This is a genomic window from Brevundimonas intermedia, assembly GCF_004614235.1.
GTDB lineage: Bacteria > Pseudomonadota > Alphaproteobacteria > Caulobacterales > Caulobacteraceae > Brevundimonas > Brevundimonas intermedia_A.
Genome location: NZ_SPVH01000004.1, coordinates 1 through 12851 on the forward strand (window position 1 = coordinate 1; position 12851 = coordinate 12851).

Sequence of the window (12851 nt, forward strand, 5' to 3'; positions counted from 1 at the left end):
ATCGGGCGGTTGACCTCAAGCCGAGCCCGCTGGAGCTCGGCGCGCTTCCGGCACTGAGCGAGATCGCGCGCCGAGCGGGCGTCGCGCCTGTCCAGGCGGAGCTTCACACGACGCCGCGGGGGGGCGGCCTGGACCTTGAAGCCGGCGTCGGGCGAGCCAGTCGTCGTGTCCGCCGCGACCGGCCGGCCGTTCGGACCGATGTCGGCCGCCGACGCCTCGGCCTTCGCCCAGGGCGCGTACAAGGGCGAGGCGCGGGTTTCCGGCGCGGTTCTTCTGGCGACGGCGCCCGAGGCGACGGGACGCACCGGCCCGCTGTGGCGGGTAGACTTCGCCGACCGCGAAAAGACGGCCTTCTACCTGTCGCCAGCGACAGGCGAAGTGGTGACGCGCCGCTCGGGCGTGTGGCGGATCTTCGACTTCTTCTGGCGACTGCACGTCATGGACTGGAACGACGGCGAGGACTTCAATCACCCCCTGATCATCATCACTACCGCCTTGACCCTGAGCATTGTGATTTCGGGCTTCATCCTGCTGTGGATACGGATCTCCCGCGACCTGAAAATGGCGCGTGCGGTTCGCAAGCGGGAGCCATGAGGCAGGCGACGGCTCGATCACAGGAAGCTCTGCCAAGAGACAACGACCGGACTTCACCACCGCGTCTCGCCGCCCTGACCACCGCCTGGCCGCCGCACATCCTGCGGCAAGAGGACGTCGCGGCCAACGGGGCCGAAATGTTCGCCACGACCCACGGCGGTTTCGAGCGGCTGGCGCCTATCTATCGAAACGCCTTGATCGACACACGGCATTCGTGCGTCCCAATGGACTGGTATCTGCAGCCGCACAGCTTCGCGGAGCGGAACGACCTGTTCCTGGAACACGCAGTCGCCCTGATGGCCGAGAGCACGACGAGCGCGCTGGAGCAAGCGGGGTGATCGCGACCTTGGCCGGTTTTGGACCACTCGGATCATCACCTGCCCGGCGCGCCGCTAGTCCGATCCGGCCCTTCCGGGTCATTCGTCATCCCAACTACTGGATCGCATCTCTTGAGATCGCCATCCTGCCGCTGGTTTTCGGCCAGGTCTGGATAGCAGTGGTGTTCACCGCGCTTAATGCCATGCTGATCACCTGGCGGGTGCGGCTGGAGGATCGCGCTCTTGCCTATCAGGCCTGTGAGCCAGAACGACCTGGATGCGAGGCGGGCCAGTCACCGACGATCAGGTCACGCGGTGCGAAATCTCGGTCAGAGCCCTGAGACCGGTTCCGAAGCGGGCGATTGATGCCCGGTGCCGTTCCAGTTCTCCGTAGGGCAGATAGCGCACATTGAGATCGGCGATCCGGCTGAAGGCCGGACGTTGCAACTGCGCCCGCACATCGTTTTCGCGGCTGTCGGGAGCGACCAGGAAAAGGCCGGCGGAGATGTTTAGTTCGCCTGACAGGGCGAGGTCCAGCATTCGCACGACACCGGAGTAGATCGTGGTGGAATGCTCGACCTCGAAGGCGGCCGCCACGCGGTCCGCGTCTCCCTCCAGCCAGAGTACGTCGATCAGCCGGATGGACTCGGCGCCTGGACCGTTCGCCAGCGACGGCGGTAGTTGTTCTAGGCAGCCCTCGCTCAGGCGTGCGCCCTCGTGCTGGCGCCCGCGGTCATTGGACGCGATCCAGACCCTGTAGCCCAGCGCGCGACCCAGATCACGGACCCAGGCCTGGATCTCTGTGTGGGTCCGGTCCGTCTCGCCCTGCTGGAGCGCGGTCTTCTCGAACTTGACCGCTTCGGCGCGCGCTTCGGCCAGCCGCGCGTCCCAGCCGCTGGCGGACAGACTCTCGTCGTCCAGGGGCGGCGCGGGATAACGGCCGGAGCCCACGTCGAACAGGAAGCCCGCGATCGCCCCGAGATCGTTGGACAGAAGATCGCTGTAGCGAGCGTTGAGGGCCAAAATTCCTTGCCGCATCGCAAGGTAGTGCTCCCAGCTCCCGAGCTTGACCTTTGATCCGGTGATCGCGTTGTAGCCGTTGACGATCGCGGTATTGAACGGCGAAACGTGGGTGGGATGGAGAAAATAGATCAGGTTGGCCACTGCAGGCCCGAGTCCCTTGATTCGGAGTTGGTCGATCGTGCGGATGCCCGCGAGAATTTCCGTTGCTGTCGAACAACAGCTGCAGTGATGCAGGAGCCGGCCGAAAGCGCGTTGATTGGCCGGGTTTTCGTAGATGTCCGGGATGCGAAGTTTGGGCTTCCAGAGGAAGGCATGGTCCGCGCCCTTGAAGATCTGCCGTTGTTCGGCCACCGAATGAACGATCGTCTCCAGCGACGACCCGCGATAGGCCACGCCGAACCGGCCTGCTTCGATCTCCTTGACGACCTGGCCGATGCCGCGACGGATGGAGCGGAAATTCTTCAGACGCTCGTCCCACAAGAACCAGGTCTGGTAGGTCGCAGCCGGGTCGCGCCGCCACTGTTCAATAAGATCACGAACTCGATCTGACACGGCGCGCCCCCTCAATTCTTGAGCAGTCTAGGCGGGTCCAGGTCGCTGGGCCAACGGCCATTCGCAGCCGGTCCCAAGAGCGCGTGCGACGCACCTGGCTCCAGCGCGTTCGGCGCGCGCCAACGGCTACATCGCCATTTCCATGGCCGAGACCGGAGCCAGGGTTCCCATGATGGACACCAGGGCCAGCAGCCCCAGGGCGAGGAGGGTCTCCATCACCAAGCTGCGTTTCAGCCGTGAAATGGCGGGGCCAAGATACTCGGGATCGTCCAGGGCGCTGCCGAGGTGGGGCGTCAGATAAAAGCGGTTCGCGGCCGCCAGAACCAGCATGAGCGCGAAGAGCACGAGCTTGCCCGTCAACAGCAGACCGTAGGGCGTGCTCAAGAGGCCAGCGATACGATCGGGTCCGACCATGAACCAGCTGTTCACCAGTCCGCTCAGAACCAGGACGGCGACCGATGCGGTTCCGACGCCGGCAAATCCGTGAAGCGCTCGATGAAGGATCCTGTCGCTATCAACCGTTTTTGACCGTCGCCCGAAGGTCAGGATAAGCAGCGCCGCGAGCGCGCCGAGCCACACCGCCGCCGCCCAGCTGTGCAAAATAGCGGCCGTCAGATGCACATAGCGCCCGGCGCCTTCGGTGGCCGCGCCGTGTCCCGTCCAGGCGAAGCTGGCGCCGACGATCAGACCGGCGACGGCGACGAATCCCCACAGGCCGCGGGACGGCTTGTCTTGGATGAGCGCAAGAAGCGCGAGCAACGCGGCCAGCGTCCGGACGAGAAAGGCGGGTCCGAGGCTCGTGCCCGTGAGCATGAAGCCGAGCGTCGCCGGCTTGAGACCTTCAGTCAGCGAGCCCGCCATCACAGCGGTCTGGGCCGCGAAGGCGGCGGCGGAGCCTATGGCGACCACGGCCGCCGCGCTGACCAGCAAGGATCTCGTCCAGCCGAGGGCCACCGCGTCCGACCCGCGCAACCCGTAGAGGAGGAACAGCGGCGTCCCGAGCAGGACGACAGCGCCGCCGTACTGCGCGAGCCGGAGCAGGATGACCAGAACGTCGAGCACGATGGGTCAGCGCACCGTGAAGGCGATGGCGCCGGTCATACGGTGGCCGTCTGCGGAGGCGGCGTGCCAGTTGAGGCTGTAGGCGCCGGCCGCGAGCGGTCGCGCCGTCCGTCCCGAAACGGTCATGCCGTCATCGGAGACGGTGGTCGCGACCGGGAATTTGGCACCGGCGGCGTTCACGACCTCGAGGCCCGAGAAAGCGGGAACGACGCGTTCGCTGAAGGTGACCGTCAGCGAACGCGGCGAGGCGATGCTCGCGCTCGCCGCCGGGTTGGAGGCGACGACGCGCGCGTGGGCGGCAGCCTGCGTCGCCCCCAACAGCAGGGCGCCGACGGCGCCGACGACGGAAAGGATTTTGCGAGTGGTCATAGGGAGGCTCCGAAACCAGAGGGGTTCAATGAGTTATACGGGCGCCGGGGTTGAATCCCTCGTTCGAACTGCGGGCGGGCGCGCGCTGATCCGGAGCATTGCGTTGCGCGCGCCCGACGCCAGCCCGTCGGTCGCTTGACACGGCCGGCCGACGGGCGTGGGATGACCGCGCATGTGGAACCTCGTCCGCACCCTTCTGTTCGCCCTGGCGGTGGCCGGCTTCGTCGGCCAGTCGTCCGCGCACGCCACGCCGTTCCAGGTATTCGAAGCGACGGGCGGCATGGCGGACATGGATTGCGCCGAGATGATGGTGATGGCGGACGGGCCTTCCGGCGGCGCTACTAGCCCTTGCGACGAGATGACGCCCGACTGCATCGCCAAGATGGGCTGCGCCGCCGTCGCGGCGCCCATGCCGCCGGCGCCGACCGTTCAACGGCCTTCGGCTCCGCGGGGACTCCGGTTCGCAGCCGTCGATGTCGTGCGAGAGGGCGCAGGCCCGCTTCCACTGAAGAATCCGCCGAAACGGCTGGCTTAGAACGCTTTCGCTGAACGGTAGGCCGTGCGCGACGTTACGCCGCGGTAACCGATCGATCTGAGCCCTTCGCCGGTGTCCTGCCCTCACGGCGGGTCCGATGGTTTCGAGGAATTTCATGACCATTCGTTTGAGGACGGCGACACGCGCGTCTGCTTGTCAGCCGCCCCGTGTCCGCCTGCCGCGCGTCACGACGCGGCGAGCCGAGGCTTCGGCGCCCACCCGGTGCCGTGAGCTAACCGCAAGCTGGGCGATCCTTCCCGCTTCCGTTCTGCTCCTGAGCGTCTGGACCGCGCCGGCCCAGGCTGACCCCCAGACGTTCGACGAGGCCCTGGCCCGCGCGGCGTTCAGCGCACCCAGTCTGCGCGCCAGCGCATTGGGTGTCGACGCCGCTCGTGCGGCCGTTCCGGCAGCGGGGCTTCTGCCGGACCCCCGGCTCTCCGTCGGTCTCGACGGATATCCGGTGACCGGGCCGTTCGCGGGGCAATTCGATGAAGACTTCACCATGCTCAGGATCGGCGTCGAGCAGGAGGTGCCCAGCCGCGCGCGTCGTCGCGCCGAGCGAGACATCGCCGAGGCGGCGATCGGCGTCGCCGGCGCTGAGGAGTCCGTCGCGCGACGAGAGGTCCGGGTCGCCGTGGGCCTTGCGTGGATCGACCTGTTCTATGCCGAACGCCGCTTTGCGGCGTTGGAAGAGCTGCTGGCGACGTTGCAACCCCTGTGGGACGCCGCCCCGGCCGGAGTCGCGTCCGGCGCCTATCGGCCCGCCAACGCTCTCGGGCCCGTTCAGCTCAAAGCCGATCTTGACGATCGCCGCAGCAGTCTCGCCGCCGACATCGAGAAGGCGCGAGCCGAACTCGCCCGGTGGACGGGCGACGCCGATCCCGAGACGGTTGGCCCGCCGCCGCAGGACGATCTCGACCTGACCGCCTTGCGGAACGGCATCGCCCAGCTGCCGACCGTGCGGGCCTATGGAGCCGCCGCGCGCCGCGCCGAAGCCGAGGTCGACCTGGCCCGCGCCGGACGTCGCCCGGACTGGTCGTTCCAAGCCAGCTACGCCCGCCGCGATGAGCGGTTCGGCGATCTGTTCTCCGTCGGAGCGAGCGTGCGGCTGCCGATCTTTCCCGGTCGAAGGCAGGATCCCGTCATCGCCGCGCGCGCCGCTGATGCGCTGCGGGTCACCGCCGAGCGTGAGGACGCTGAGCGCGTGTTGACCGCGTCGCTGCGAAGCGCCCTGGCCGAATACGCGACCGCTCACGATCAATGGGTCCGGTCGCGCGACGTCGTTCTGCCCAGTGTCCTTCAGCGTTCCGATCTCGAAACCGCGAGCTATGCGGCGGGTCGGGCGGGCATCGTTGAAGTTCTCGAAGCCTTCACCGCCGTGGCCAACGCCCGGCTCGACACGCTCGATCGCGAGGCCGCCGTGATGCGTCAAGTGGTCGAGATCACTCTCACCTATGGGAACGACGACCGATGAACGCCCTTCGCAACAAACGCCTGGGCATCGCCATGGGCGCGCTTCTTTTGGTCGGGGTCGGCGTCGGGGCCGGCATCGTCGTCGCTCCGCGGCTGGATGGGGCCGGCGGTGAGACCGCCGAGGGGGGAGGGGAGCGCGAGATCCTCTATTGGTACGATCCCATGGTTCCAAACGAACGCTACCCGGGGCCGGGGAAGTCGTCCATGAACATGGAGACCATCCCCAAATATGCCGATGAGGGGGGAACGACCGCCACCCCCGGCGTTCGAATCGATCCGGCGCTGGCCCAGAATTTGGGGGTCCGGTATGCCACGGCTCGCCGTGGCGACCTTGAGGGCGATCTGAGCGCCACGGCGGTGGTCGATTACAATGAACGCGACATCGCCGTGGTCCAGTCGCGGGCCGACGGCTTCGTGCAGCGAGTCTACAACCGCGCGCCGGGCGATGTCATCGCTGCGGGCGCGCCTCTGGTCGATTTGCTCATCCCGACCTGGGGCGGCGCCCAGACGGAATATCTGGCCGTACGGCGCACCGGCAACACGCCCCTGATCCAGGCGGCGCGGCAGCGACTGGTGCTGATGGGCATGTCCGAGAGCCTGATCGCCTCGGTGGAGCGCAGCGGGCGGGCGCGAAACACGATCACGATCTCAACGCCCACTGGCGGCGTGATCAAGACCCTGGGCGTGCGCGCCGGCATGAGCGTGACCCAAGGCATGACCTTGGCCGAGATCAACGGCCTGGCCACCGTCTGGGTCAATGCCGCCATCCCGGAGGCGCTGGGGAGCCGGCTAAGGGTCGGACAGTCCGTCGAGGTGGCTTTGACCGCGTTCCCGGGAGAGCGGTTCACGGGTCGTCTGACCGCCCTGTTGCCGGAACTCGTCGGCGACAGCCGCACGGTCACGGGACGGATCGAAATGGCCAATCGCGGGGGCCGTTTGCGCCCCGGCATGTTCGGCCGGATCACCTTCGGCGGCGGTTCGACGACGGCGTTGCTCGTGCCGACCGAGGCGGTGATCCGAACGGGTGAACGGGACATTGTCATGCTCGCCCGGCCGGAAGGCCGGTATCAACCGGCCGAGGTCCGTGTCGGGCGAGAAGCCGGGGGGCAAACCGAGATCCTCGCCGGTCTCAGGGAAGGCGAACGGATCGTCGCGTCGGGGCAGTTCCTGATCGATTCCGAAGCCAGCCTGTCAGGCGTAACGGCGCGGCCGATCGGCCCGACGTCCCGGCCCGCCACCGCCGCCCCAACGGGCGCATCCATGGCCGCGCCCGCCTCGCGCGGGAGGTCGAGCCAATGATCGCCGCGGTCATTCGCGCCTCGGTCAAGGGGCGCTTCCTCGTCCTTATGGCCGCCGTCGCCCTGCTCGCCGCCGGCCTGTTCGCGGTTCGCAGCACGCCGGTCGACGCCTTGCCGGACCTGTCGGACGTGCAGGTCATCATTCGCACCAGCTACCCGGGGCAGGCGCCCCAGATCGTCGAGAACCAGGTCACCTATCCTCTGGCGACCACCATGCTGTCCGTACCCGGCGCGCGAACGGTTCGAGGCTATTCCTTCTTCGGCGACAGCTTCGTCTATGTGCTGTTCGAAGATGGGACGGACCTCTACTGGGCGCGTTCCCGGGTCCTCGAATACCTCAGCCAGGTGCAGGCGCGGCTTCCCGCGACCGCCCAACCGGCACTTGGTCCGGACGCCACCGGCGTAGGCTGGGTCTATGAATACGCCCTGGTCGATCGCACAGGCCGCAACGATCTGGCGCAATTGCGAAGCCTGCAGGATTGGTTCCTCCGCTACGAGCTGAAGACCGTGCCGGGGGTCGCCGAGGTCGCCAGCCTGGGCGGCATGGTGCGGCAATACCAGGTGGTGCTCGACCCCGTCAGGCTCGCGTCCTACGGCGTCACCCATCAGGCGGTGGTGGACGCTCTCCAGCGCGCCAACGGCGAGACGGGCGGCTCGGTGCTCCAGCTCGCCGAAGCCGAATACATGATCCGCGCCAACGGCTATCTGACCGAGCTCGACGACTTCCGGGCCGTGCCGCTCCGCACGGCGGCTGGAGGCGTGCCGATCAGCCTCGGGGATGTCGCGACCATCCAGATCGGCCCGGAGATGAGACGCGGCATAGCCGAGCTCAACGGCGAAGGCGAGGTCGCGGGCGGCGTCGTCATCCTTCGATCCGGCGCAAACGCCCGCGCCACGATCGCGGCCGTGACCGAGAAACTCGAGACGCTCAAAGCCGGACTGCCCCCGGGAGTCGAAGTGGTGACGACCTACGATCGCTCGCAGCTCATCGACCGGGCGATCGACAATCTGAGCGGCAAGCTGATCGAGGAGTTCATAGTCGTCGCCCTGGTCTGCGGCCTGTTCCTCTGGCACGCCCGGTCGGCGCTGGTCGCCATCCTGACCCTGCCGCTGGGCGTCCTGGCGGCCTTCCTGATCATGAATCTTCAGGGCGTGAACGCCAACATCATGTCGCTGGGCGGCATCGCCATCGCCATCGGCGCCATGGTGGATGCGGCGGTGGTCATGATCGAGAACGCCCACAAACACATCGAACGATGGGAACACGATCACCCGGATGAAAAGCTGGCGGGCGAAGATCGCTGGAAGGTCATCACCGAGGCGGCCGTGGAGGTCGGCCCCGCGCTGTTCCTGAGCCTGCTGATCATCACCCTGTCGTTCATCCCGGTGTTCAGCCTGCAGGCCCAGGAGGGCCGGCTGTTCGCGCCCCTAGCCTTTACCAAGAGCTATGCGATGGCGGCGGCGGCGATCCTGTCCATCACTCTCGTGCCGGTTCTGATGGGCTATCTGATCCGCGGACGGATCCCGGCCGAACAGAGCAATCCGATCAATCGCTGGCTCACGCGCATCTATCGCGGGCCATTGGACTGGGTGCTGCATCATCCCAGAAAGACCTTGGTGGCAGCCTTGCTGATCTTCGCCACCACCGCCTGGCCTCTTAGCCAGCTCGGCGGCGAATTCATGCCGGCGATGGACGAGGGCGACCTGCTGTATATGCCTTCGGCCCAGCCGGGTCTCTCCCCGGCCAAGGCCGCGGAACTGCTGCAACAGACGGACCGGATGATCCGCACCGTGCCCGAAGTGGCGACCGTGTTCGGCAAGGCGGGCCGGGCGGAAACCGCCACGGATCCGGCTCCGCTGGAGATGTTCGAGACCACCATCCAGTTCAAGCCGCGCGATGAATGGCGGCCGGGCATGACCCCGGAAAAACTGATCGAAGAACTCGATCGCGCGGTTCAGGTCCCCGGACTGTCCAACGTCTGGGTCCCTCCCATCCGAAATCGCATCGACATGCTGGCGACGGGCATCAAGAGCCCCGTCGGCGTCAAGGTGTCCGGCTCTGACCTGGCCGCGATGGACCGTATCGCGGCCCAGGTGGCCGATGTCGCCAGGACCGTACCGGGCGTGACCTCCGCCTTGGCCGAACGCCTGACCGGCGGGCGTTATGTCGACATCGACATCGACCGGCGCGCGGCGGCCCGCTACGGCCTGAACATCGCCGATGTCCAATCGATCGTATCGGGCGCCGTGGGCGGCGAGACGATCGGACAGACGGTGGAGGGGCTCGCCCGCTATCCGATCAGCGTCCGTTACCCGAGAGAATTGCGCGACAGTCTGGAGCAACTGCGCGCCCTGCCGATGCTGACGCCGTCGGGCCAGCAGATCACCCTTGGCACGGTCACCAATATCCAGATCGCGGACGGCCCGCCGATGCTCAAGTCCGAGAACGGCAGGCTGACCACCTGGGTCTATGTCGACACTCGGGGGCGCGACCTCGCGTCTGTCGTCGCCGATCTGCGTCAGGCGGTCGCCAGCGAGGTGGATCTCGCGCCGGGCGTCAGCATCGCCTACTCCGGCCAGTTCGAATATCTGGAACGGGCGGCCGAGCGGCTAAAGATCGTGGTTCCGGCCACGCTCGTGATCATCTTCATCCTGCTCTATCTGACCTTCGGGCGCTTCGACGAAGCCCTCCTCATCATGGGCACCCTGCCATTCGCCCTGACCGGCGGCTTCTGGTTGCTCTATCTGATGGGCTTCGATCAGTCGGTCGCGACCGGGGTTGGCTTCATCGCCCTCGCTGGCCTGTCGGCGGAGTTCGGCGTCGTGATGCTGATCTATCTCAAACATGCGCTGAAGGATCGAGGACCTGATCCCGACCGGGAGCAGGTCGAGGAGGCCGTTCGCGAGGGCGCCCTTCTGCGGGTCCGGCCCAAGGCGATGACGGTCGCCGTGATCTTGGGCGGTCTGTTCCCGATCCTGATCGGCCACGGCGCGGGGTCGGAGATCATGACCCGGATCGCGGCGCCAGTCATTGGCGGCATGATCACCGCGCCCCTCCTGTCGATGCTCGTCATCCCAGCCGGCTATCTCCTCCTGAGACGCCGGAAATCACGTCCCACCCAAACCCCCACCCAAGGAGCTACCCTATGAAAAACCTGTTCGTGAAGTCGGCCAGGCTCGCCCTCGGCCTGAGCCTGTCAGCCGGGGCGGTCATTGCCCTGGCGGCCTGCAGTCAGCAGCCGGCGACGGAGACGGAAACCCCAGCCGCCACCGGTTCCGCCGTTGCCCCCGCGGCGCCGGCGGAGATGGACGCCATGTCGTCGGCGGCCGGAGAGGAGTCCGCGACCGCGCGCGGGGTGATTTCGGCCATCGACGCGGAGGGCGGCAAGATCACGATCGAGCACGAGCCGATCGCCAGTCTGGAATGGCCCGCGATGACCATGGGCTTCGCGGCGTCACCCGCCCTGATTGACCAGGCGAAGGTCGGCGACCGGGTCGAGTTTGATCTGGTCGTTACAGGCAGCGCGGGCGAAGTGAAGGCGATTCGGCCGCAGTAATCCCCTGCTGCCGGACTGTCGTCGCACGGGGCGGCGGCGTCCGGGTTGACGACGCGGCGGGGAACCTTTGGCTTCTCCGCCGCGTCGAGCCTTTATGGGTTCAGCAGACGGCTTCAAAGCGGCGTGAAGATGGACAGTGCCGACTGTCCGAGTTGTTTCGGTCCGAACCCGAATGGGCTTCGAGGCGGCGCTCGGCGCGGGGATGTCGTGCGAACAAGCCGAACCGTGGACTGAGGGACCGCAGCGTTGGAACTCGCCTTGGAGTACCCGAGTTCGATCTTGAAGGAGGTGGGTGACATGAGCGACATGAACGGAATGCCCTCAAGGTCGGGCGAGGCACGCCTGTCGTGCCTGCTGAGGTCCATCGATCTGACTCCTCAACGACGGGCGCCCGCGTCGGATCTTCTTGGGCGGTCCCGCCGGGGCTCGGTGGCCGCCGCCCTGCTGCTGGTGCTCCTGGTGGTCGCCGTCGTGAGCTGGCGAATCGGTCCCGCCGGCGTGGCGTCCGGGGCGCGGGAAGAGCGCCTCGAGGACGACGCCGACGAGCCCGCGCGATCCGACCGCCGCGACGAGCGAGATCGCCGCGGCCGATCCGGGGGCCGGGACCGTGACTGACCCCATCCGGCGTCGTTTCCCGCCTGTGGCGCGCCGGTGAGCCCTGACGGCGCCTGGCGCGGGGGTCTGCAGATCGGCCCGGGCTGGGCGCGGTGGCGCGGCGCGGTCGGCGACAACGCGCTTCACCGGCACCTCGCGGCGCAGGCGGTGTTCGCCGACCGGCCGATCGCCGTCGGGACTGCGGGCGGCCGCGTCCTTCGCGCCACGGCGTTTCTCGTCGATCCGCTCGTGGGCCATCGGCTCGGCGCCGCGGCGCAGGCCGAGATCCTGTTTTTCGAGCCGGGAAGTCTGGGCGTGGAGGCGCGCGCGGCGCTTCGGGCCGTGCTCGTCCGCGCGTCCAGCGCCCACGTGCTGGCGGCCGAGGGCCGTCGGCGGTTCTGGTCGGACCAGGCGGGCGGAGCCGGAGGCGAGCCGGCCGCGCCCGCGGTGTCCTGGATGGCCGGCGTCCTGACGTTCATCGACGCCGCGCTCTCGGAAGGCCCCGTGCGGCTCGATGCGGCTGCGGGCCGCGCGGGTTTGTCGGCCGACCGGTTCCGTCACGTCTTCGCCGAAGCGCAAGGCTTGTCGTTCAAGCGGTTCGTCCTCTGGCGGCGGCTGCAGCTTGCGGCGACACTGCTGGCGGGCGGGGTCGACGTGACCACCGCCGCCCATGAGGCCGGCTTCTCCGACGGCGCGCACCTCGCGCGGACGATGAAGGCGATGTTCGGGGTGCAGCCGCGGCGCCTGGTCCCCTCCGGCTGAGCAGCCGCTTCGTTCAAGCGGCGAGCCCGAATCCAGGCGATGCTCGTCGCCATGAACCAGGACAGAGACTTCGTCCCCGCGCTCGGTCGCCACGAGCTCACCGGCGCCTACGACAGGGTGCTGGCCGTCATGACCCGGGAGCGTCGCTGGCGGTGCGCCCTGCTGTCGGAAGCCGATCCGCAGCCTGGCGAGACAATCCTCGACGTCGGCTGCGGCACCGGGACCTTCGCGATCCAGCTCAAGACGGCGTCGCCGGGATCGCGCCTCATCGGCGTCGATCCCGACAAGGCGGTGCTGGAGATCGCGCGCGACAAGGCTCGCCGGGCCGGGGTCCACGTGGAATGGCGAGCCGGCTACGGGGACGCGCTGACCGCGATCCTGCCGGGCGCGGCCGCGGACAAGGTGGTCTCGAGCCTGGTGCTGCATCAATGCCCGATGCCCGTGAAGCGGGCGATCCTCGCCGCCTGCCTGGGCGCGCTTCGACCCGGCGGCCGGCTGCATATGGCCGACGCCGGCCGCCAGGCGAATCCCTTGATGCGCCTGCTCTTCCGGCAGGTTCAGATGCTGGACGGCTTCGAGCACACCGAGCCCAATGCGCTCGGCGTGCTCCCGGACCTCATGCGCGAAGCCGGCTTCGAGGCCGTGAGCGAGACGCGGCGGATTCCCACCCCGACCGGGTCGATCTCCCTCTACGCGGCCGTGCGGCCGTAGGCCG

14 protein-coding genes are annotated in these 12851 nt (G+C 67.9%); 11 read left to right on the top strand and 3 right to left on the bottom strand.

Going from position 1 to position 12851, the window contains the following annotated elements; translation table 11 throughout:
• The first annotated feature begins 165 nt into the window (after positions 1-165).
• Genes EGY25_RS05955 through EGY25_RS05965 form a run of 3 tightly spaced genes read left to right on the top strand, consistent with a single transcriptional unit; the run spans position 166 to position 1252 of the window.
• A complete protein-coding gene (locus EGY25_RS05955) occupies positions 166-594 on the top strand; it encodes a PepSY domain-containing protein (protein ID WP_135194147.1) in 429 nt (142 codons plus the stop codon).
• The gene (locus EGY25_RS05960; RefSeq protein ID WP_088582511.1) at positions 591-932 is read left to right on the top strand and encodes a hypothetical protein; all 342 of its coding nucleotides are present in this window, start codon (positions 591-593) and stop codon (positions 930-932) included. Before EGY25_RS05955 ends, EGY25_RS05960 begins: the two co-directional genes overlap by 4 nt.
• Positions 929-1252 (top strand): isoprenylcysteine carboxylmethyltransferase family protein, encoded by a 324-nt coding sequence (locus tag EGY25_RS05965; protein WP_205678542.1) that lies wholly within the window; start codon positions 929-931, stop codon positions 1250-1252. The genes EGY25_RS05960 and EGY25_RS05965 overlap by 4 nt, the downstream gene beginning before the upstream one ends.
• On the opposite strand, the gene EGY25_RS05970 is transcribed toward EGY25_RS05965, so the two are convergent.
• The 3 genes from EGY25_RS05970 to copC form a co-directional block, all read right to left on the bottom strand.
• A complete protein-coding gene (locus EGY25_RS05970; RefSeq protein ID WP_088582921.1) occupies positions 1215-2486 on the bottom strand; it encodes a type II restriction endonuclease in 1272 nt (423 codons plus the stop codon). The genes EGY25_RS05965 and EGY25_RS05970 overlap by 38 nt on opposite strands.
• 126 nt (positions 2487-2612) lie before the next feature.
• A complete protein-coding gene (gene copD, locus EGY25_RS05975; protein WP_135194143.1) occupies positions 2613-3548 on the bottom strand; it encodes a copper homeostasis membrane protein CopD in 936 nt (311 codons plus the stop codon).
• A 6-nt stretch (positions 3549-3554) separates the two neighbouring features.
• Positions 3555-3917, bottom strand: a complete 363-nt coding sequence (gene copC / locus EGY25_RS05980) for a copper homeostasis periplasmic binding protein CopC (RefSeq protein ID WP_088582513.1) — start codon at positions 3915-3917, stop codon at positions 3555-3557.
• 172 nt (positions 3918-4089) lie between these two features.
• Between copC and EGY25_RS05985 the strand changes: the two genes are divergently transcribed.
• From EGY25_RS05985 to EGY25_RS06020, 8 genes are all read left to right on the top strand, one after another.
• Positions 4090-4452, top strand: a complete 363-nt coding sequence (locus EGY25_RS05985) for a hypothetical protein (RefSeq protein WP_088582514.1) — start codon at positions 4090-4092, stop codon at positions 4450-4452.
• A gap of 115 nt (positions 4453-4567) precedes the next feature.
• Positions 4568-5926 (top strand): TolC family protein, encoded by a 1359-nt coding sequence (locus EGY25_RS05990; RefSeq protein ID WP_135194144.1) that lies wholly within the window; start codon positions 4568-4570, stop codon positions 5924-5926.
• Positions 5923-7224, top strand: coding sequence for an efflux RND transporter periplasmic adaptor subunit (locus EGY25_RS05995; protein WP_112863185.1), 1302 nt, complete (start codon positions 5923-5925; stop codon positions 7222-7224). The genes EGY25_RS05990 and EGY25_RS05995 overlap by 4 nt, the downstream gene beginning before the upstream one ends.
• Positions 7221-10373, top strand: a complete 3153-nt coding sequence (locus EGY25_RS06000) for an efflux RND transporter permease subunit (RefSeq protein WP_112863184.1) — start codon at positions 7221-7223, stop codon at positions 10371-10373. Before EGY25_RS05995 ends, EGY25_RS06000 begins: the two co-directional genes overlap by 4 nt.
• The gene (locus tag EGY25_RS06005) at positions 10370-10780 is read left to right on the top strand and encodes a copper-binding protein (RefSeq protein WP_035307582.1); all 411 of its coding nucleotides are present in this window, start codon (positions 10370-10372) and stop codon (positions 10778-10780) included. The genes EGY25_RS06000 and EGY25_RS06005 overlap by 4 nt, the downstream gene beginning before the upstream one ends.
• Positions 10781-11077: 297 nt before the next feature.
• Positions 11078-11395, top strand: coding sequence for a hypothetical protein (locus tag EGY25_RS06010; protein ID WP_135194148.1), 318 nt, complete (start codon positions 11078-11080; stop codon positions 11393-11395).
• 36 nt (positions 11396-11431) lie between these two features.
• Positions 11432-12136 carry a helix-turn-helix transcriptional regulator gene (locus tag EGY25_RS06015; protein WP_135194149.1) on the top strand — a complete coding sequence of 235 codons (705 nt, stop codon included), beginning with the start codon at positions 11432-11434 and terminating at the stop codon, positions 12134-12136.
• A 39-nt stretch (positions 12137-12175) separates the two neighbouring features.
• Positions 12176-12847, top strand: a complete 672-nt coding sequence (locus tag EGY25_RS06020; RefSeq protein WP_230307678.1) for a class I SAM-dependent methyltransferase — start codon at positions 12176-12178, stop codon at positions 12845-12847.
• The last annotated feature ends 4 nt before the right edge of the window (positions 12848-12851 follow it).